Source organism: Leucobacter sp. BZR 635 (assembly GCF_048061935.2).
Lineage (GTDB): Bacteria > Actinomycetota > Actinomycetes > Actinomycetales > Microbacteriaceae > Leucobacter.
Map to the genome: position 1 here is coordinate 1 of NZ_JBLUNZ020000053.1, position 20,361 is coordinate 20,361.

Annotated in this window: 15 protein-coding genes; 10 read left to right on the forward strand and 5 right to left on the reverse strand. The window is 68.1% G+C overall.

All coding sequences use genetic code 11. The annotated features are described in order from the left end of the window. Positions 1-2,352: RCC1 domain-containing protein (locus ACI1US_RS11030; RefSeq protein ID WP_461640432.1), on the reverse strand; the 2,352-nt coding region annotated here is incomplete at its 3' end. A 176-nt stretch (positions 2,353-2,528) separates the two neighbouring features. Here ACI1US_RS11030 and ACI1US_RS11035 point away from each other — a divergent pair. Further along, entirely contained in the window at positions 2,529-4,250 is a 1,722-nt protein-coding gene (locus tag ACI1US_RS11035; protein ID WP_461640434.1) for a long-chain-fatty-acid--CoA ligase, read from the forward strand. Between the two features lie 225 nt (positions 4,251-4,475). Here the strand turns inward: ACI1US_RS11035 and ACI1US_RS11040 are convergent, their stop codons facing one another. Next, on the reverse strand, positions 4,476-4,919 hold the full coding sequence (locus ACI1US_RS11040; RefSeq protein WP_461640436.1) for a TFIIB-type zinc ribbon-containing protein: 444 nt from the start codon (positions 4,917-4,919) through the stop codon (positions 4,476-4,478). A gap of 112 nt (positions 4,920-5,031) precedes the next feature. After that, positions 5,032-6,222: a PucR family transcriptional regulator gene (locus ACI1US_RS11045; RefSeq protein WP_461640438.1), complete on the reverse strand. Its 1,191-nt coding sequence runs from the start codon at positions 6,220-6,222 to the stop codon at positions 5,032-5,034. 213 nt (positions 6,223-6,435) lie between these two features. Here ACI1US_RS11045 and ACI1US_RS11050 point away from each other — a divergent pair, with 213 nt between their 5' ends. The 6 genes from ACI1US_RS11050 (at position 6,436) to ACI1US_RS11075 (ending at position 13,153) form a co-directional block, all read left to right on the forward strand. Continuing rightward, complete coding sequence (locus tag ACI1US_RS11050) at positions 6,436-7,788, forward strand: MFS transporter (RefSeq protein WP_416549933.1); 1,353 nt, start codon at positions 6,436-6,438, stop codon at positions 7,786-7,788. Next, entirely contained in the window at positions 7,785-8,186 is a 402-nt protein-coding gene (locus tag ACI1US_RS11055; protein ID WP_416549932.1) for a RidA family protein, read from the forward strand. Before ACI1US_RS11050 ends, ACI1US_RS11055 begins: the two co-directional genes overlap by 4 nt. Continuing rightward, entirely contained in the window at positions 8,183-8,821 is a 639-nt protein-coding gene (locus tag ACI1US_RS11060; RefSeq protein ID WP_416549931.1) for an RraA family protein, read from the forward strand. The genes ACI1US_RS11055 and ACI1US_RS11060 overlap by 4 nt, the downstream gene beginning before the upstream one ends. Positions 8,822-8,923: 102 nt before the next feature. Further along, complete coding sequence (locus ACI1US_RS11065) at positions 8,924-10,618, forward strand: thiamine pyrophosphate-dependent enzyme (RefSeq protein ID WP_416549930.1); 1,695 nt, start codon at positions 8,924-8,926, stop codon at positions 10,616-10,618. A 20-nt stretch (positions 10,619-10,638) separates the two neighbouring features. Further along, the gene (locus tag ACI1US_RS11070; RefSeq protein WP_416549929.1) at positions 10,639-11,907 is read left to right on the forward strand and encodes a M20 family metallo-hydrolase; all 1,269 of its coding nucleotides are present in this window, start codon (positions 10,639-10,641) and stop codon (positions 11,905-11,907) included. A gap of 160 nt (positions 11,908-12,067) precedes the next feature. Then, the gene (locus ACI1US_RS11075; protein ID WP_461640441.1) at positions 12,068-13,153 is read left to right on the forward strand and encodes an FUSC family protein; all 1,086 of its coding nucleotides are present in this window, start codon (positions 12,068-12,070) and stop codon (positions 13,151-13,153) included. A gap of 212 nt (positions 13,154-13,365) precedes the next feature. Here the strand turns inward: ACI1US_RS11075 and ACI1US_RS11080 are convergent, their stop codons facing one another. Continuing rightward, entirely contained in the window at positions 13,366-14,721 is a 1,356-nt protein-coding gene (locus tag ACI1US_RS11080) for a D-alanyl-D-alanine carboxypeptidase family protein (RefSeq protein WP_461640443.1), read from the reverse strand. A 6-nt stretch (positions 14,722-14,727) separates the two neighbouring features. Beyond that, positions 14,728-15,981: a hypothetical protein gene (locus ACI1US_RS11085; RefSeq protein WP_461640445.1), complete on the reverse strand. Its 1,254-nt coding sequence runs from the start codon at positions 15,979-15,981 to the stop codon at positions 14,728-14,730. 188 nt (positions 15,982-16,169) lie between these two features. Here ACI1US_RS11085 and ACI1US_RS11090 point away from each other — a divergent pair, with 188 nt between their 5' ends. The 3 genes from ACI1US_RS11090 to ACI1US_RS11100 all read left to right on the forward strand — a co-directional run bounded on the left by ACI1US_RS11090 (position 16,170) and on the right by ACI1US_RS11100 (position 20,148). Beyond that, positions 16,170-17,339, forward strand: coding sequence for an acetyl-CoA C-acyltransferase (locus ACI1US_RS11090; RefSeq protein ID WP_461640447.1), 1,170 nt, complete (start codon positions 16,170-16,172; stop codon positions 17,337-17,339). Positions 17,340-17,899: 560 nt separating this feature from the next. Continuing rightward, on the forward strand, positions 17,900-18,874 hold the full coding sequence (locus ACI1US_RS11095; RefSeq protein ID WP_416549928.1) for a quinone oxidoreductase family protein: 975 nt from the start codon (positions 17,900-17,902) through the stop codon (positions 18,872-18,874). A 71-nt stretch (positions 18,875-18,945) separates the two neighbouring features. After that, positions 18,946-20,148, forward strand: a complete 1,203-nt coding sequence (locus ACI1US_RS11100) for a cobalamin-independent methionine synthase II family protein (protein WP_416549927.1) — start codon at positions 18,946-18,948, stop codon at positions 20,146-20,148. The last annotated feature ends 213 nt before the right edge of the window (positions 20,149-20,361 follow it).

The following is a 20,361-nucleotide window of genomic DNA, read 5'->3' on the forward strand; positions in this document are numbered from 1 at the left end:
ACCGGCCGTGAGGAAGACATCGCTCGTTACCGGGGAAGCAAAGTCGTATACGACGCCGTCGGAGGCCCAACCCGTAAAAGTGAAGCCCGCCCGCACCGGATCAGCGGGGCGCGAGACCGGTTCGCCGCTCGGGACCTCCTGAGTGAATGACTCACTGCCATTGTGGGGATCGAACGTGACTGTGTGCGTTTCAACAATGGCTTCGTGCCACCCTGCGACGAGCGATAGGTCCCGCTCGACGGGTGCGCCAAAGTCGTAGATCGCTCCGTCCAAGGTCCAGCCGGTGAAGGCGTAGCCGTCCCGTGTTGGTGTATCTGCAGGAAACACGACCTTCCCACCCGCCTCGATCGATTGCTGTGGGAAGGTGCCGGATCCTCCCGCAAGGTCGAAGTTCACTTCAAAGGTGGGCAGAGCCGCAGCCCTCCAATCGGCAAACACGATCGTGTCACTGACGATCGGTGCAGAAAAATCGAACGGGACGCCGCTCGTGTCTATCCACCCAACGAACTCGAACTTGCTCCGCTCCGGCGCGTTTTCGGGCTCAGTGACGGTTCCGCCGGACAAGACGGATTGCGCGTCAACCGGGCTGCCGCCGGTCGAGTCGAATGACACGGTGCGGGAAGGAACACGCAATTCTGCGGGGAGTGTACGTGCAGTCCCGAGCACATTTCTGGCGACTGCTCGGTAGAGCACTTGCTCGTGTTGTGGCGCCACAGACACCGAGAGCGTCTGCCCATCGTCTGAAACGCGCACCGCGGAGTCCTCGCTGGTTGGAAGCCAGGTTCCCCCGCCATCGAGTGAGAATTCCCATGCCAACTCAGGCGACGGGCTTCCGCTGGGGTGAGTGGAGAATTCCGCTTCTGCACCCAGCTGGGACTCCTGCGAAACGAGGGCTGTGACGTGGGGCGCATCCCCATACAGGTATGCCTGTGGGAGCGAGACGGGCTCTTGTCGATCGCCGTTGACAGTCCACTCGACCCCCACGTCGACTGGACCGTACTTCTCGCCTGCTGGGGTCTGAGCCGAGACAACGCCGGAATCACTCTCCGTGATGTGTGACCCAGGGCGATCGCCAAATGTGACTCCAGTGACTGTGCTCTTCATCTCCGGAGGGAGCACTGGCGAAGGGGCAGCGAGATCAGTGCGGGTGCCGTCACCAAGCTGGCCGAAGGCGTTGCTTCCCCAGCTGTAAGAGAGCCCGTCGCTCCCGCGTGCGAACGATGTGCCGGATCCGGCAGAGATTCCCACAAAGGTGACGCCGGTGGGAGCCTGGACCAGCACAGGAGTCGGACTACCGGAAGGCGAGGTCGTCCCATTGCCGAGTTCGCCGTGGCTATTTGACCCCCACGCGTATATCTGCCCGTCAACGGTCAGCGCTAACACGTGGCTCCCTCCTGAGACGACACGTTGAAACAGGACACCCGGTGGAGTGGCCGCACGCACAGGCACCTGGCTTTCCCACTCGTCGCTCCCATTGCCGAGCGTGCCTTGGTAGTTCGAACCCCAGGAGTAGAGCTTGCCATCTGTACCGAGAGCGACAGAAAACTCCCAGCCTGCGGCGACTTGGGTGTATTTCACGCCGGGTGGCGTTGCGACCTTGGTCGGACGATCCAGCGGGCGCGGCAGGCTTGATGTGCCGAGCAGACCTGCGCTGTTGGTGCCCCAAGCGTACGTATTGCCGTCGCTTCCGACGGCAAGGGTGTGTTCAGCGAGTGCGCTCAAATCGGTAAAGGTGACGCCCGCGGGCATGAGTACCGGAACCGGTGTGGCCCGAATGTACGTGAACGATCCATCGCCCAGCTGGCGACTCGCGTTGGTGCCCCAGGCGAACGCGTTTCCCGACTCGTCGATACCAAAGGCGTGATCCTCGCCCGCGATGACTCTGGTGAACTTCGTGCCGGTGGGGAGCTTGACTTCGGAAGGAGCCTGAGTGCTCCCGCTTGTCGAGCCATTGCCGAGCGCTCCGTGTTGACCGCTGCCCCAGGCGTAGGTCTTTTCATCGCTGCCGACGGCGTACGACGTGAAGCTGCCCACTGCGACGTCGTCGAACGTGACGCCCGCTGGTGTTTGGGAGCGTACCGGGACGACTTGTGACCCCGGTTCTGCTGAGCCAACCTCGCCGTCGCCGTTGCCGCCCCATCCGTAGATCTTGCTGTCGTCACCGATGGCAAGCGAAGAGTGGTTACCGCCGCTGATGCGCACAATCTTGGGTGGATCTGGCGGCGACGGTGCGTCGAACGTGACGGTCTGGCCGCCTCGGAGCGGGCCTTCGGCCGGCGCAAGCGCTGCGGAGGCAGCTGCCGGTGAGAAGGCGAGGAGTATCGAAAGTGAAGCCCCAGCCAGTGGTGTCATGACCCGTTGTCGTCGCATCCCCGCGCCCCAATTCCTGTTCAACAGACTCGCAATGCCAATCGTACCTTTGTGGATCTTCTGCCTCGGCTTTCGCAATGCCTGGTTGCTGTCGCATCGCGGATGCCGCCCTGGGGCTTCGGGGATCGCCGCCGGAAACCCCAGATACCCTTATACCTATGCACCTCAACGAAACACGTGCCTGGAATCGCTTTTACGCCAAGGGCACTCCGATCGACATCGAGCCGGTGACGGGCTCCCTCGTGGACCTGCTCGACGAGCGCTGCGCCCAGTGGGCCGACCGCGACGCGATCAGCTTCTTCGGCCGCACGGTCACCTACCGCGAGCTCGGTGAGCGCGTCTCCCGCGTCGCGCAGGGCCTTGCTGACCTTGGCGTCGGTGCGGGGGATCGCGTTGCCCTCATCATGCCGAACGCACCGCAGCACGTCATCGCGTTCTACGCGGTGCTGCGGCTCGGCGCGATCGTTGTGGAGCACAACCCGCTCTACACCCGCGGCGAGCTCGAGACACAGTTCGCAGATCACCGCGCAGAGGTTGTCATCGCCTGGGATAAGGTGGTGCCCACCGTGCAGTCGCTGCCACGGGAGCTCGGGATCCGCACCGTCATCGCCGTCGACGTGACCCGCGCAATGCCGTTCGCGACCCGGGCCGCGCTCCGCCTTCCGATTGCGAAGGCGAAGGCCTCGCGCGCGAAGCTCACGGGGCCAACGGAGGGTGCGATCCACTTCGCCGACCTCGAGAAGGCACCACCGATTGCGGCGAGCCACCCGCGCCCCGGCCGCGACGACGTCGCATGCCTGCAGTACACCTCGGGCACGACTGGTACGCCGAAGGGCGCGATGATCACCCACGGCAACCTCTGGGCAAACGCCCGCCAGGGTGCCGCGTGGATGCCAGACTTCACCCGCGGCGAGGGCAGCATCTACGGGTTGCTGCCGATGTTCCACTCGTTCGGCGTGCTGCTCTCCGTTATCTACTCGGTCGAGACGGGCTCGCGCGCCGTGCTGTTCCCGACCTTCGACCCCGAGCTTGTCTCGCAGGCGGCGAAGCGCTTCCCGCCGACGTTCGTGCCGGCGGTTCCCCCGATGTTTGACCGGCTCGCGCGCGTCGCCCGCGACGGCAAACTCGATCTCACGGGCGTTGTCTACGCGATCTCGGGTGCGATGACGCTCACTCCCGCGGTCGTGAAGCGCTGGGAGGCGCTCGCGGGCAGCATGCTCAATGAGGGCTACGGCCTCACCGAGACGAGCCCGGTCGCCCTCGCGAACCCTTTCAGCGACGCCCGCAGGATCGGCGCGATCGGCATCCCGTTCCCGTCGACCGACATTCGGGTGGTAGATCCCGAGGAGCCCACCCGCCAGGTCGCCCTCGGCGAGGTCGGCGAGCTGCTCATCGCGGGCCCGCAGGTGTTCAAGGGCTACTGGAACCGGCCCGAGGAGACGGCGGCGACGCTGCTCGAGGGCGGTTGGCTGCGCACGGGGGATCTCGTCGTCCAGGATGACGACGGCTTCGTGACCGTGGTGGACCGCAAGAAGGAACTCATCATCACGGGCGGCTTCAACGTCTCCCCGAGCGAGGTTGAGCGCGTCGTGAACACGGTGCCTGGCGTCGCGGAGTCCGCGGTCGTCGGGATCGCCCGCGGCGGCGGTGCTGAAGTGGTGACCGCAGTCGTCGTGCTCGAGGAGGGCGCCTCGTTTGATGAGGCAGCGGCACGCGAGGCCGCACACGAGCAGCTCACCGAGTTCAAGCGCCCGAGCAGCTACCTCGTGTGGGAGGAGCTGCCGAAGTCACTCATCGGCAAGGTGCTGCGCCGCACTGTGCGCGACACGCTCGTCGCCGATCGCAAGGCGGTACGCGCCGCGGTGGATCCGGACGCCTAGCCTTCCCGCCCAGCGAGCCTTCGGCCCCTCCGCCCCTCCTCCCCTCGCGTCAGCGTTCACCTGCCATGATCTCGGCGAGGTCATGCCTGTTTTGCAGCTGAAACACCCTGATCTCGCCGAGAGCATACTGTTTGGGCGCACGCGGTGGGCGCAGGGGAGGGGCGGGGAGGAGAGGGGCAGGGGCGGGGCAGGGAAGGGGCAGGGCAGAGGAGGGGCCCGCGGAGCCTAGGAGTCGAAGATGTCGCCCAGGAACTCGAAGGGGCTCTTCTTCTTGCGGTAGCGTGGGTCGCCGTAGCCGGAGCGGCCGCGGTCGTCGTAGCGGGGCTTCTTGCCGCGGTCGTCGTGCCCGCGGCCGTCGTGTCCACGATCATCGTAGCCACGATCGTCATAGCCGCGCTCGCCGTAGCCGTAGGGCTGCGGCGGGACAGGCTGGCCATAGTGGTCGGGCAGCGGCGGTGCGGCAGGCGGAACCATCGGCGGCTGCGGTGCTTGCGGAGCCTGAGGGGCCTGCTGCGCGACGAAGGCCTCCGACTCCGCCTGGGCGCGCTCGAGGATCTTGTCGAGCTCACCGCGGTCAAGCCAGATGCCGCGGCACTGAGGGCAGTAGTCGATCTCGATTCCCTGGCGCTCGCTCATGAGCAGGGTGGTTCCGTCACTAGGGCAGTTCATAACTTCAGCGTAGAGAACGCGGGCCGCGAATCTGCTGGGATCGGATGACTCCAGGCTGATTCAAAGCGACGGTGCGAGGAAGCCCGTCACAGCGACGGTGCGAGAGGGCCCGTCACAGCGAATGCGGTGGATCCCCGTGGGCGTCGGCGAGCGCGATGAGCGCGCGGGCGGCGTCGCGGGGAACTGTCGGATCCATTCCGGTGAGGTCGTGGAAGGCGCGCAGCCGGTTGACGACGGTGTTGCGGTGCACAAACCCGGCTTCGGCGGTCTGCTTGACCGAGCCGCTCTCGCAGTAGGACAGGAACGTCCCGATGATGCGCTCGCGGTCGCCCGCGGGCACCCCGTCGAGGCCCGCGAGGGCTCGAGCGCTCAGGCCGGGAAGGAGCGGCGCGAGCGCGGCTGCTGCGACCGGCGGCCAGAGCTCGTGCTCGTCGCTCAGTCGCCCGGCCGGTGCGTAGGGCACGAGCCGGTGGGCGATCCTGGCGGCGTCTGCGACCCCGGCGAAGCCAGTGATTCCGTCGATCACGACACCGCGGGTGCGCGCCAGCGGATGGCGCGCGAGGACCTCGGCGCGCGGCCGCACAAAGAGCACTCCGTCGTCGAAATCCCAGACGAGGAACCGGCCGCGCGTGTGCTGGATCGCCGAGACAAGCCGCCGTGCCTCAGCTGCGGCGGCGGAGGGCACGAGAATCACCTCGTACTCGGCGTCGGCGGAGACCCCGAGCTCGCGCGCGACCTCGGCCGCAACCTCTTCCGGGCTCTCGGCGGCGAGCAGCCGAGCGAAGGCGCGGGTCTCGTTCGCGCGAGTGTCGAGGGCGAGGATCTCGCGCTCGTTGAGAAACGCGACCTGCACCTCGCTGATGTAATCCTCCACGGTCGAGAGTACGACCTCGGCGTGGTCAACGAGCAGCCCGGCGTCGCCCGGCGCGACGACGCGGGTGAGCCCCGCCCAGAGCACGCGGTAGTCGAGCCGCACGGCCTCAAGGAGGCGGTCGCGATCGACGCCCTGCCTGGCGCGGCGCACGCCGAGTCGCTGCGGGAGATCCGCGAGGGAGTTGGGGATCGGCTCGCCCCGGAGCTCGGTGATGAGCAGCGTCAGGGTCTCGCGTGCGGTGGCGCGGACGTCTGCTTCGGAGACGTCCTCGTAGCCGCTGCCAACGGCGCGGAGCCGCTCGAAGAAGTCCTCGACGAGCGCGTCCATGTCATCGCGGAGATCGGCGAGGGTCGAGATCCACCACGGGTCTTTCGGTTGCGCCGGTTGCGCCGGTTGCACCGACTGAGCCGGCTGTGGCGTGCTGGTCACACTGATCCTCCCTTGGAAGCGGTCACTCCCATAGTATTGAGTATTCACACACCGTAGGTCACTGATTCGCGCATAATTTTCTCTATTGTTGTGCAGATGCCTATTGAATGGCGTTAACTGTGTGCGAATGTCGATTGCCGCTGAACCGGGAACAGGCGACCGTAGATAGGTGGGCCGAAGATGTGCCCAAAACGTATTTCCATGGAGGAAACAATGACTGCACAGCTAGCTACGGACGAGGCTGTCCCGAACGGACGAATCGACCAGTCGAAGATGCGGAAGATCGCTACCGCGAGTGTCATCGGCACCACGGTCGAATGGTACGACCTGTTCCTGTTCGGCACCGCATCGGCGCTCGTCTTCAACCAGGTCTTCTTCCCTGACCTGCCGCCCGCTGTCGGCACGATCCTCTCGTTCCTCACCTTCGCGGCCGCGTACGTCGCGCGCACCGTCGGCGCGATCCTCTTCGGCCACTTCGGCGACCGCCTCGGCCGCAAGTCGATGCTGCTCGTCTCGCTGCTCACCATGGGTGCCGCGACCTTCCTCATGGGGCTCATCCCTGACTACAACACGATCGGCGTCGCCGCACCGTTCATCCTGCTGTTCCTCCGCATTATCCAGGGCCTCGCGCTCGGTGGCGAGTGGGGTGGCGCGGTGCTCATGACCGTTGAGCACGCCCCCGAGAACAAGCGCGGCTGGTACGGCTCGCTCGTGCAGGTCGGCGTTCCCTTCGGCACGCTGCTCGCGAACGTCGCATTCCTCATCGTGACCGCATCGGTCTCGCAGGAGGCTCTGCTCAGCTGGGGCTGGCGCGTCCCGTTCATCGCCTCGATCCTGCTCGTTGCTGTCGGCATCTACATCCGCCTGAACATCGAGGAGACCCCGAGCTTCCAGCAGGTCCGCGAGCAGGGTGCGAAGGCCAAGCTGCCGTTTGTGTACCTCATGCAGAACTACTGGAAGCAGGTCGTCCTCGGCGGCATCGCGACGCTGTCGACCGGCTCGACCTTCACCCTCATGGTCGCCTCGGGCATGAACTACGGCACGAGCGAGATGGGCTTCTCGGCGAACATGATGCTCTGGGTCGTGCTGGTGTCGTGCATCGTCGCACTCGTGCTCATCCCGTTCTTCGGCCACCTCTCCGACCGCGTCGGCCGTAAGCCGATCATCGCAGCCGGCATCATCGGTGAGGTCGTCCTCGCGTTCCCGTTCTTCTGGCTCATCAACACCGGCAACACCGCCGCAGTGTTCCTCGCCTACGGGCTCATGATGGTCGCGTTCTCCGCTAACTTCGGTCCGATCGCAACGTTCCTGGCTGAGCTCTTCGGCTCGAAGGTGCGCTACTCGGGCCTGTCGATCTCGTACATGCTCTCGGGTCTGCTCGGCTCGGCGATCACCCCGGCGATCACCGTCTGGCTGCTGAGCATCACGGGCCAGAGCGACTCGATCGCCTGGTACGTTGCCGCCGCGGCTGCAGCATCGCTGATTGCGCTGTTCCTGCTCACCGACAACCACAAGCGTGACATCGACCGCGTCGAGGCCACGAGCGCGATTTCGGTCGGCAAGTGATTCAGCGGATCGACTCGGCGCCGGGGCTCGCCCCGGCGATCGGGCCCTACTCACAGGCGGTCGTGGCGAACGGCTTCGTCTTCACCACCGGTCAGGTGCCGTTCCACGCGGACGGCACCGCCCCGGCGGCCTTCGAGGACCAGGTGCGCGTCTGCATCGAAAACCTGCGCTCGGTGCTCGAGGCCGCAGGCTCAGGCCTCGACCTCGTCGTCAAGGTGAACGCGTACCTCACCGACGCAGGCCAGCGGGAGCCGTTTAATCGGATCTACGCCGAGTACTTCGGCGACGCGAAGCCAGCACGCACCACCGTGTGCGTTGACATCTGGGACATTCCGTTCGAGATTGAGTGCGTCGCCGTCGTTCGTACGGACGCCGTAACCGAGGAGGCCGGGGCATGAGTCGATCCACCGAAGAACTAATCGAGGCGCTGAAGACCGTCGAGATCCCGACCCTCGGGCACTTCCTCGAGGACGGGTTCTGCGACCAGGATCTGCGCCCGGTCAACAGCGGCCCCCAGCTCGTGGGTCGCGCGCGCACGCTCGACCTCACGAAGCCCGACGCGTTCGCGGTGAACCGCGCGCTGCTCGCGCTCGAGCCGGGCGACGTGCTCGTGATCCGCGTCGCGGGTCGCGGCCATGCCCCGGTTGGCGCGGTCACGGCGCACGCCGCCATCGCCCAGGGCGCGGCTGGCATCGTCGTCGACGGCCCGGTCACCGACCAGGCCGCGCTGCGCGAACTGCAGGACCAGCTGCCCGTGTTTTCCACGGGCCTCACCGCGCGCACCACCAAGCGCTCGGGCGAGCTCGCGAACGAGCCGGACGGCGCGCTGGATCGCGCGATCGAGATCGCGGGCCAGACTGTGCGGTCGGGCGACCTCGTACTGGGCGATGCCCAGGGCGTGCTGATCCTCCCCCCGACCGGCCCCGGCGACGACGTGCTCGACGCCGCGCTCGCATCGGACGCCGCAGAACCCGCGCTTGTCGCGCGCATCGCCTCGGGAGAGGCGCTCGCGGCGATTATCGCAACCGAGTGACGCGAGGGTCGGGCGGCTTGAACCGCGGCCCGGCCCTCACCCACCAGTGAGTACCCCCAGATTTCGCGGCCATGCGCCGCACCGCTTCACAAGGAGAACATCATGACTTCGCAGCAGGCACCAGACAGCGCCGTTCACTCGGCAGGCCACCTCATCGTTCGCACGCTCGAGGCGCACGGCATTGAGCGCGTCTACGCGGTGCCGGGCGAGAGCTACCTCGATGTGCTCGACGGGCTGCACGACTCTGGCGTGGAGACGGTTGTCTGCCGCCAGGAGGGTGGCGCGGGCTTCATGGCGCTTGCCGAGGCACGGCTCACCGGCCGCCCCGGCATCGCGATGGTGACCCGCGGCCCGGGTGCCGCGAACGCGATGATCGCGATCCATACGGCTTACCAGGACGCGACGCCGCTCGTGCTCTTCGTCGGCCTCGTGCCCGTCAACGACCGCGAGCGCGACGCGTTCCAGGAGTTCAGCCTGACCGGCTGGTTCGGGTCGACCGCGAAGCGCGTCATGACGATCGACGACCCGAACCGCGCCGGCGAACTCGTCGCTGAGGCGATGCGGATCGCGGCCTCCGGCCGCCCCGGCCCCGTCGTGATCGGCCTCCCCGAGGACGTGCTCGTGCTGCCGGCCGTCCCCACGGTTGCGCACCCGGTCGCGCCCCCCGCGCCGGCTCCCCACCCCGCTGAGCTTGACGCGCTCGTCGCGCGCCTCGCGAAGGCCGAGCGCCCCGCGATCGTCGCGGGCGGCGACGGCTGGCACGCCGGCGAAGGCCGCGAGCTGCTCGCGTTCGCCGAGGCCGCAGGCATCCCCGTGTTCTGCGACTGGCGCGCGTACGACGCCGTGCCGCACGAGGGCGAAGCGTGGGCCGGCTGGCTCGGCTACGGCCGCACGGACGCCGTTGCCGAGGGCTACATCAACTCCGATCTGCTCGTCTTCGTGGGCTGCGGCCGCGCCGACGTGCTCAGCGACGGCTACACGCAGGGCTTCGACGCCGAGACCGTGCTCGTCACGGCAGATCCCGGCGCGACGATGCACTCCGGTCGCACCGACCAGCACATCCTTGCCACCCCTGCGACGTTCGTGGAGGCGCTGCAGGGCGCCGATGCGAGCGCTGCGCGCGGCGACCGCGACAACGCATGGCTGGCAGGCCGTGCCGAAGCGCAGCGCCAGACCGCGGCACACCGCCCCGACGCCTCGATCGATGGTGTTGCTCAGCAGATGGACCTCGGCGTCGCATTCGGCGAACTCGACGACCGGCTCGCAGGCGACGCCGTGCTCACCTTCGGTGCCGGCAACGCGACCATCTGGGCGCACCGCTTCGTGAAGCACCTCGCGCCCGCGAGCCTTGTGGGTGCCCGCAACGGCGCGATGGGCCTTGCAGTGCCGGCGGCCGTCGCAGGATCCCTCATTTTCCCCGAGCGCAACGTCGTCGCAGTCTGTGGCGACGGCGACTTCCTCATGAACGGCCAGGAGATCGCGACCGCGGTCGCGCACGGATCCAAGCCCCTCATCATCGTCATCGACAACGAGATCTACGGCACGATCGTGCAGCACCAGGAGAACCACTACCCGGGCCGCCGATCGGGCACACGCATGGCAAACCCAGATTTCTCAGCGTGGATGCAGTCGTTCGGTGGCCACGGCGAGCGCGTCGAGCGCACCGAGGAGTTCGGCCCCGCACTCGATCGCGCGCTCGCGGCTGATGCTCCCGCGCTCATCCACGTGCTCATCCCCGACACCGTGATGCCCCCTGCGTCGAGCGACGTCCCCGCAACCGGCACCGCCCGCGCCTGAGCCCCTGGAAAGGACACACCATGACTGACCAGCAACTCAACGAAACCTTCCTCGCCGACTGGGCGATCCACTCGCGCTTCGGCGCGGTCGAGGGCACCAACGGTGTCGACCGGCAGGCCGCAAGCGCCGCCGACGGCGAGCAGCGCAAGTGGTTCCAGGAGCTCCTCGAGTCGCGCGGGTTCACCGTGCGCCGCGACGAGGTCGGCAACCAGTTCGGCCTGCTTGAGCTCGTTCCGGGCGCGCCCTACGTGCTCACCGGCTCGCACATGGACTCGCAGCCGACCGCTGGCCGCTTCGACGGCGCCTACGGCGTCATGGCGTCGGCACACGCCTGCTTCCGCATCGCGGACGAGCTGCGGGCGAACCCCGAGCAGGCACGCTTCAACCTCGCCGTCGTGAACTGGTTCAACGAGGAGGGCGCGCGCTTCAAGCCGTCGCTCATGGGCTCAAGCGTTGTCACCGGCAAGCTCGCGCTCGAGGAGGCGCTCGCGACGGAGGATCCGAAGGGCATCACCGTGCGCGACGCGCTCGACGCGATCGGTGAGCGCGGCGCTTCCCCCGTGTTCGGCGAGGGCGGCGACCTTGAAGTCGCCTCGTACGCCGAGATCCACGTGCAGCAGGGCCGCAGCATGGAGGAAGATGGTGTGACCATCGGCCTCGTGAACGCGACCTGGGCCGCGCACAAGTACGACTTCCGGGTGAAGGGTGAGCAGGCACACTCCGGCTCGACGCTCATGGCCGATCGCCGCGACGCGCTGCTCGGGGCCGCCCGCCTCGTCGTCGCCGCGCGCGAACTCGTCGACGCGTTTGAGCCCGAGGCGCTGCACACCGCGTGCGGCGAGCTCACGGTGTACCCGAACTCACCCGTGGTTGTCGCGAGCGAGGTGCGGCTGCTGCTCGACCTCCGCTCGCCGAGCGCCGAGGTCATCCGCGAGGCGCACGAGAAGCTCATGGCAGTGATCGAGCGCGTGCAGATCGAGGATCGCGTTGAGATCGAGATCGTCGCCGAGCACAGCTGGGATCAGAACCCGTACCAGGAGGAGGGCGTCGCGCTCGCCCGCGAGGTTGCGGAGTCGCTCGGGCTCACCCACGACCGCGTGATGACGGTCGCCGGCCACGACTCGACGAATATGAAGGATCTCGTGCCGACCGTCATGCTGTTCGTGCCGAGCGTCGACGGCGTCTCGCACAACCTCAACGAGTTCACGCGCGACGAGGACCTCCTCGCCGGCATCGACCAGCTGAGCGGCGTGGTCGGCAAGCTCGCCGGAGGTGCGCTCGTCGCGTAGGGCGGCGCGCACGCAGGCAGCCCTTGCAGGCTGCTTGTGTAGGTAGCCCACTGGCTCGCGAATCGGCGGCCCGGATACACTGAGGACTGAAAACCTCGGGTTCCGGGCCGCCGTGGCATTCCCGCGGCAGCAGCGGCCTTCGCCCTGGAGAGAGGAACGCGTGCGAGACCCCCACAGCGCAGGTAGCGAACTTGCGCGTGCGATCCGGAGCCTCGTCACGCTCAATCCTCGCCCCGGTCCGCGGTACGGGATCGCCACCCGCGCAGCCCTATCGATGGGTCTCCCGCTCGCCGCGCTGACGCTCGCGGGCAGACCCGACGTCGGACTGCAGATGAGCGCGGGCGCGTTTCTTGCGCTGTTCCTTGCGGGTCACCCGGCGGCGGAGCGGGCCCGCGGGCTCCCCGTCATCGCGGTCGTGTTGTTCTGCGCTGCGGGGCTGGGCGCGTGGGTTGCGCCCTCGCCGTGGCTGAGCGGGATCGGCCTCGTTGTTGTCGCCGTCGCGGTGAGCGCCTTCGCATTTGCCTATCGACTCGGGCCGCCCGGGCCCGTGTTCTTCGTGCTCACGTTCGGCCTCGCGGGCATGATCACCGGGCTGCGCGATGGCGAGCGCGGCACCGATCCTCTCCCGTTTCTTGCTGCCTTCGCCTCCGGGCTGCTGTTCTCGTATGCGGTGGCGCTGTTGCCGCTGCTGGTGCAGTCGGGGCGTGCCGCCGCACGCCCGCTGCGTGAGATCCTCCCCGGCCCCTGGATGGGGCCGGGGGAGTGGTGGCTCGTGCTGCGCGTCGCAATCGTCGCCGTGATTGGCACGGTCGTGAGCGTGCTCTGGATCGACCCCACTCGCGCATATTGGACCGTTGCCGCGGGCGTTGCCGTCGTCGGCTTGAGCACCGTGCCCAACCACTCCTTCGCCCGCGGACTCCATCGCACCCTCGGCACGCTCGTGGGCGCGGCCGTCTACCTCGCAATCGCGCCGCTGGCACAGTTGCCGTGGGTGTTCTTGCTGCTGCTCCCGGCGCTGCAGTTCATCATCGAACTCGTGGTCGTGCGCAACTACGGGCTCGCGCTCGTGTTCATCACCCCGCTCGTGCTGCTCATTGCGGGCGCGGCAACGGGCAGCTCAGACCACTTCGCGACAGCGCTCGAACGGTTTGTGGATACGGCGATCGGGTCGGCGCTCGCGATGGCCTCCGGCGTGCTGCGGGAGCGGCCGAAGCCGGGGCAGCCCTCAGCAGGAACTGGGGCATGAGCATCCCACTTCCGGGGTGAAGCGGGATGGCTCCGGCCTGAGCGCCGAGGGGACTCGCTCTTGATGCGGAGCACGCCCACCCTGAGCGGCGCTCAGAAGATATGTCCTCGGCGAAGTCAGGAGCGATGTGCAGTAAAAATGCCATGACTTCGCTGAGGTCATGGCTTGTCAGCGCTAGATCGCTGAGCGTCACCCCCGCGGTGAAGAGCCGGCTATGGCGAGAACAGTAGGTGTGGATGGGTGAGGCGCCACCACAGGGTGGGGTCGGTGAAGTGGCCTTCCAGCCTGACCGGGACCGGATGCGTGCCGCGGTGGCCGGCGACGGTGATGGAGTCTGCCACTGCGACGCCGTCGAGGGATCGCGTCAACTCCTCGCCGGGAACCAGCAGCTCCGCGTAGCTCTCGGCCGCCGTGACCTCGACGACCTGCCCATCGACCGAGGTGAACGACCCGACGGGCTCGCCTGCGGTGCTCGCGATGATCGTCTGGGGCTGCTGCGCGAGCACCCCGAGGAGACGTTCGGCGTCTTCGGTACGCGCCTCAACACTGTCGCGGCCGAGCACCACGGCGATGCGGGTGAGCTCGCGTTCGGCGGTGGTGTCGGCGGAGTCGGTGGCAGCGCCGTCGGAGGCGGCCAGGCCGGGAGCGGCGGCATCAATTGCGGCTGCATCGATTGCGGCCGTGCCGCGCGCTGCCGCGGCGAGAGAGTACCCCGCGAGCTCCGTGTGACCCGTCTTCACTCCGACGCTGTCCGGAGTCTCTGCCAGCAGCGGGTTCGTGTTCTCCACCTCGCCGATGCCCCACGGCAGCGTCGCCCGCTCGAGCGCAACGATCTCGGCGAGCGCCGGATCGGAGAGCGTGAGCCTCGCCAGCTGCACCACATCGGCGGCGCTCGCGACGTTCCCATCATCGATGCCGCTCGGCTCGGTCACCCGGAGCGAAGCAAGCTCGTGCCGATCCGCCCAGTCGCTTGCCGCCGCGACGAAGGAGGCCGTGTCTCCGAAAATGGAGCGCGCGTACGCGGTCGCGAAATCATTCGCGGACGGCACGAGCGCGAGGGTAAGGAGCTGCCGCTGCGAGACCTCGGTACCTGCCTCGACGGGGTACGCGATCCCATCGACCTCCGCGAGTGCTTCTTGAAACGCGGTGTCCTCATCTGTCCAGGTGTAGAGCGGGCCCTCCTCACCAGGCGCGAGGGGAGCTGCCTCCTGGCCGACGAGCGCCGTCACCAGCTTGGTGATGCTCGCAAGCGGGTGCGGATCGTCATCGTTTGCCCACACCTCGTCGCCGTCGAGCCACCCGACCGCTGTGGGGAGCGACTCTGCGTCGACCGCGGCCCGCACCCCGGCATCGTCGGCAGGGAAAGACTCTGTCGCGCCGACCGCTGCCGTGAACTCCGGCACCGGCAGCGGGACGAGCGCGCTCGCCGAGACATAGAGGCCGCCCGCGGCGAGCACCGCGACGGCCCCGCCGGTAGCGATAAACCGGCGGCGCTTGCTCGGGAACGTGCGCTTGGGCTGCGCTGTGCCCTCAGCCTGCTCGGTGTGCTTCGCCTGTTCCGCTGACATAACGCCCTAGCCGAACAGCAGCCCGGGGTTCGTGAGCCGCCACCAGAGGTCGGGGGTGGTGAGCGCCCCGTCGCGGCGGATGGGGACGGTGACCTCCCCGGATGGCGCGGCGACCGTGATGCTCCCTGCCGTGTCGGCGGTGGCCGCGCCCTCTGCGAGGGTGACTGTGCGCGTGGCGCTCTCTCCCGGGAGCAGCGTCGCGCTCGCCGAAACCTCGGCAACGAGCGGCACGGTGGTGCCGTCGATGCCTGTGAGCGTGCCCACCTGCTCGTCCTCGGTCACCACCTGGGCATCCTGCGGGAGCTGCGCGAGGGCTGCGAGCATGTCGCGGCCCGACTGCGCGCGATCTGCGATCGTGGGCCGCGCGAGCGTCACCGAGATCTTCACGACCTCCCGGTCGCCGGCGGTATCCTGCTGCGCCGCCAAGAAGTTGAAGCCAGCTGACGCGGACCTCCCCGTCTTCACGCCGAGCATGCCTGGCAGCTCACCGAGCAGCGGATTCGTGTTCTCAATCAGCCCGATGCCCCACGGCATGATCGCCGACTGCGTGCTTGTGAACTCTGAGATCGTGGGGTGCTGCAGCGCCATCCTGCCGATCTTGATGAGGTCTGCCGGGTTTGCGCGGTTCCCCTCGTCCATTCCGGTCGGCTCTACCATCTCGAGGGAGTCGAGGCCGTGCCGATCCGCCCAGTCACTCACCGCGGCCACGAAGCCGTCGTTATCGCCGAACACCGAGTATGCGTAGGCGGCCGCGAAGTCGTTCGCCGACGGAAGAAAAATTAGTGTGAGCATCTCGCGCAGCGACACCTCGGTTCCCACGGGGATCGGGTAGGCGACCCCGTCGAGCGAGAGGTAGTGCTCCTGGCGCTCGCGGTCAGCGGCGGTCCAGGCGTAGCTTGGGCCGTCCTCACCGGGGCCGAGCGGCTCGGCCTCCTGCGCAACGAGCACCGTCACGAGCTTCGAGATACTCGCAAGCGGGTACGCGGTGTCGTCGTTCGTCCACACGTCTTCGTCATGGAGCCAGCCGATCGCCGTCGGGAGCGCCTTCGCATCGACCGCGGCCTGCGCTGGAGCAGTGTCTGCGACGATCTCCGTGTCCGCGGTCGGAGCGAGCATGAGAGTCGGCTCGGGGAGCGGCACGGCGGCGGCCGCGGCGACATACCCGCCAGCGCCGAGCAGAAGCGCTGCGGGGAGCAGCCACGCGACCGCGCGGCTGCCGCGCCGCCTGCGAGGGGCTGCTGCCACCTGAGTTTCGTGCATGCAGAACAGCCTAGCTGCGTGGGGCCGTCCGCTCTCCCGCAGCCTGAGCATCCGCAGGGCAGAATTCACCCGGGGTCACTTTTGCCCAGCCGCACCGGAGCTTCCTGGGCAAGGTATGCGTGCGACCCGTCGTGAGACCGGGCACAATGAGTGGGAGAGACGACCGTCGTAATCGAGGAGGATTCCCCATGAACGCACTCATCGCAGGGTACGCGCGCACGCCGTTCACGAAGTTCACTGGCCAGCTCGCAGCCGAGACCGCCGTCGCGCTCGGAGCGCACGCGGCGAAGGCAGCCCTCGAGCGCGCTGGCGTCGCAGCGGATCAGGTCGACATCGTTGTGGGCGGCCAGGTGTTGCAGGCAGGCGCAGGGCAGAACCCCGCACGCCAGACCGCAGTCGGCGCGGGAATTCCGATGGGAGTCCCCGCAATCACCCTCAACGCGGTGTGTCTGTCGGGCACCGAGGCCGTGTCGCAGGCTGTCCGCCTGATCAACGCCGGCGAGGCCGAGATCGTGGTCGCTGTCGGTCAGGAGTCGATGTCGCTCGCTCCCCACGTCATGCCGCTGCGCGCGGGCACGAAGTACGGCCCGGCGACGATGATCGACACCGTCGACCACGATGGCCTCACCGACGCCTTCGACCAGGTCGCGATGGGCGCGCTTACCGAGAGCGGCAACGCCCCGCTCAAGCTCACCCGCGAGGAGCAGGACGAGTTCGCCGCCGCGTCGCATCAGCGCGCAGCCGCCTCGGCCGACTTCCTCGCCGGCGAGATCGCGCCGTACACGGTGCGCACCCGCCGCGGTGAGACCGTCGTCTCGACCGACGACGGCATGCGTGCCGACACGACCGCTGAGAGCCTCGCGGGGCTCCGCCCCGCGTTCGCGGAGGACGGCACCATCACCGCGGGCAATGCCTCGCAGATCACCGACGGCGCTGCTGCCCTCGTGCTCGTGAGCCCGGCCGCCGCCGAGCGGCTCGGTCTGAAGCCGCTCGCGAGCGTCGAGGCCACCGCGTTCGTCGCCGGCCCAGATGCGCAGCTGCACTCCCAGCCGTCGCGCGCGATCGCCGCGGCCCTCGCCAAGACCGGCCACGCAGCCAGCGAGCTCGCGGCTGTCGAGATCAACGAGGCTTTCGCTGCCGTGGGCATCCAGTCGACCCGCGAACTCGGCATCGATCCCGCGATCGTCAACCAGCACGGTGGCGCGATCGCGCTCGGCCACCCCATCGGAGCCTCGGGCGCGCGCATCGTCGGCACCCTCGCCCGCCAACTCGCTGAGGCCGGCAGCGGCTCCCTCGGCGCCGTCGGCATCTGCGGCGGCGGCGGCCAGGGCTCAGCGGTCGTGCTCCGCGCGCTGTAGGCGGCTGAGCCTACGCAACAGGGGTGTGCGCTGACCGAGACGGGCAGCGCACACCCCTTTGTGGCCTTTCACACTTGAGGGCGCGGGCCTCAGCGGCCAGGAGCGTTGACATGCCATGACCCCAGCGATCGGGGTGCTGAACAGTCATGACCTCAGCGATCGGGGTGCTGAACAGTCATGACCTCAGCGATCGGGGTGCTGAACAGCCATGACCTCAGCGAGGTCATGGGCTTTTTGCTGCCGATTACTCCCGACTTCGTTGAGGTCATGGGTTCTGAGCGCCATTTGAGGTGCTCGTCGCTCGGCCAGAGAGGGCACTGGCCGTGGCGAGCGCGCTTCGCTGCGGCCCCGCAGCCGGTAGAGCCCCGCCAGGCTGAGCGGTGCCCGGTATCCTCCCTGCCCCCATTAATTCGGACCGACCCCTGCACAGCCCAAACACGGCTCAGAATGGATGAGACGGGGCCTTAGGGCTCTCGAACGACGGGGTGCTGGCGCTCTGCAGTGGCGCGGGAACCGCTCGGAGCCGTGGGAAGCAGCCGGGCGAGGCGTAGGCTGGGGGAATGCGAGCGATCATTGCTGGAGCGGCGGGCGGACCCGAGGTACTGCAGTACACCGAGACGGGCGACGCCCAGGTCGGCCCCGGCGAGCTGCTCGTCGAGACCTCGGCGATCGGCGTGAACTTCATCGAGACGTATCAGCGCTCGGGGCTCTACCCGGTCGGCTTCCCGTTCATCCCGGGAGCAGAAGCCTCGGGTCGCGTGCTTGCGGTGGGCGAGGGCGTCTCCGCATTCGACGTCGGCGACCGCATCGTCACGGCCGAAGGGCGGGCAACCTATGCTGAGCGGTTCATCGTTGCCGCCATCGCGGCCGTCAAAGTGCCCGATTCGCTCGAAGAGATCCTCACCGATGAGGCTGCCGCCGCGCTGCCGCTGCAAGGCCTCACATCGCACTACCTCGCGACCTCGGCAGCGCAGTCGCTTGAGGGGGAGACCGTGCTCGTGCACGCCGGGGCCGGCGGGGTCGGACTGCTGCTCACACAGCTGCTCACCGCCCGTGGAATCCACGTCATCACGACCGCGTCCACGCCTGAGAAACGTGAGCTCAGCGTCGCGGCCGGCGCGGTCGAATCCTTCGCATACGAGGGCTTCCGCGAGCGTGCCCGCGAGCTGACCGACGGAGAAGGCGTCGCCGTCGTCTACGACGGAGTGGGCAAGGACACGTTTGACGAGTCGCTCGCCACCCTCCGGGTGCGCGGCCAGATGGTGCTCTTCGGCGGCGCGAGCGGCCCGGTGCCACCGTTTGACCCGCAGCGCCTGAACGCCGGGGGCTCGCTCTCGATTACCCGCCCGACCCTCGTCCACTTCCTGCAGACCCCGGGGGAGCGCGCCTGGCGCTACGGCGAACTCTTTGCCGGCATTGAGGCAGGAGTGCTGAAGCTTCGCGTCGGGAAGACCTTCGCGCTCGCCGAGGCCGCCGCTGCGCACCGCGCCCTCGAGGGGCGCGAGACCACGGGCAAAGTGGTGCTATTTCCGTAACAGGATGACACCCAGCGTCACCTGCCGTCACGCAACTGGGGCTGCCTCGCCGGCCGAGGTAGCTTCGGATTATGACCCGCATCGAAACTACCACCGCCGGCAGCCTTCCTCGTACTGAAGCGCTCATCGAGGCCAACGCGGCCCGTACCTTCGCAGACGATGGCTTCACGCTGCAGTCCACCCCGGAGTTTGAGGCGCTCGTCGCCGAGGCCACCCGCGACGTCGTCGAGCGCCAGCGCGCCGCCGGTATCACGCAGCCGGGTGACGGCGAGTTCGGCAAGGCAATGTCGAACGCAGTCGACTACGGCGCGTGGTGGACATACTCGTTCCAGCGCACCGCGGGTCTCGAGCTCACGGGCAAGGACATCTTCAGCCAGGAGCCCGTGCGATCCGCGCCAGGTGATGTGCGCCTCACGACGTTCCCCGACCGCCGCGACTGGAGCGCCTTCGCAGACGCCTATCAGGATCCCGATAGCGGGATCAGTGTCGGCAAGAACGCGACTGCGTTCCCCGCAACCACCGGCCCCATCAGCTACACGGGGCAGGCAGCGATCGCCGCAGACACCCGCAACCTCCAAGCCGCGCTGGAGCCCGGGGAGCAAGGGTTCCTCACTGCGATCGCGCCCGGATCCGCCGCGCGTATCGAGAACGAGTTCTACGGCAGCGAGCAGGAACACATCGATGCCTGGGTGGTGGCGCTGCGTGAGGAGTACCGCGCAGTGACCGACGCAGGGCTCATCCTGCAGCTCGACGATCCGTCGCTCGCCGAGAACTGGGATCAGATCAACCCCGAGCCGAGTGTCGAAGACTACCTCGCGTTCACGCAGATCCGCATCGACGCGATCAACGCCGCGATCGAGGGGCTCCCGAAGGAGCAGATTCGCCTCCACCTGTGTTGGGGCTCGTGGCACGGCCCGCACACGACGGACATCGAGCTGAAGCACATTCTGAAGACCGTGCTCGGCGCGAACGTCGGCCAGATCTCGTTCGAGGCGGCGAACGCGCGCCACGAGCACGAGTGGGTGGTCTGGTCGGAGAACGCGGCCCTTATCCCCGACGACCTCATCCTCGTGCCCGGGGTCGTGAGCCACGCAACGAACCTCGTTGAGCACCCTGATCTCGTCGCGCAGCGCATTGAGCGCTTCGCGAAGATCGTCGGCCCCGAGCGGGTCATCGCCGCAACCGACTGCGGCCTCGGCGGTCGCGTGCACCCGCAGATCGCCTGGGCGAAGCTCGAGTCGCTCGGCGAGGGCGCACGCCGGGCCCGCGTCTAGGCGGAGCGGCGTCGCCTGCCGGGGCCGCAGGTTGCGAGGCCGCCTCCGGTCAGGCGCATTCAGGCGCAGCCAGGTGCGGTCGGACCCGCCCAGGCGCATTCAGGCGCAGCCAGGTGCGGTCGGGCCCGTCCAGGTGCGGTCGGGCCCGTCCAGGTGCGGTCGGGCCCGTCCAGGTGCGGTCAGGCCCATTCAGGCCCGGTCAGGCGTGCGATT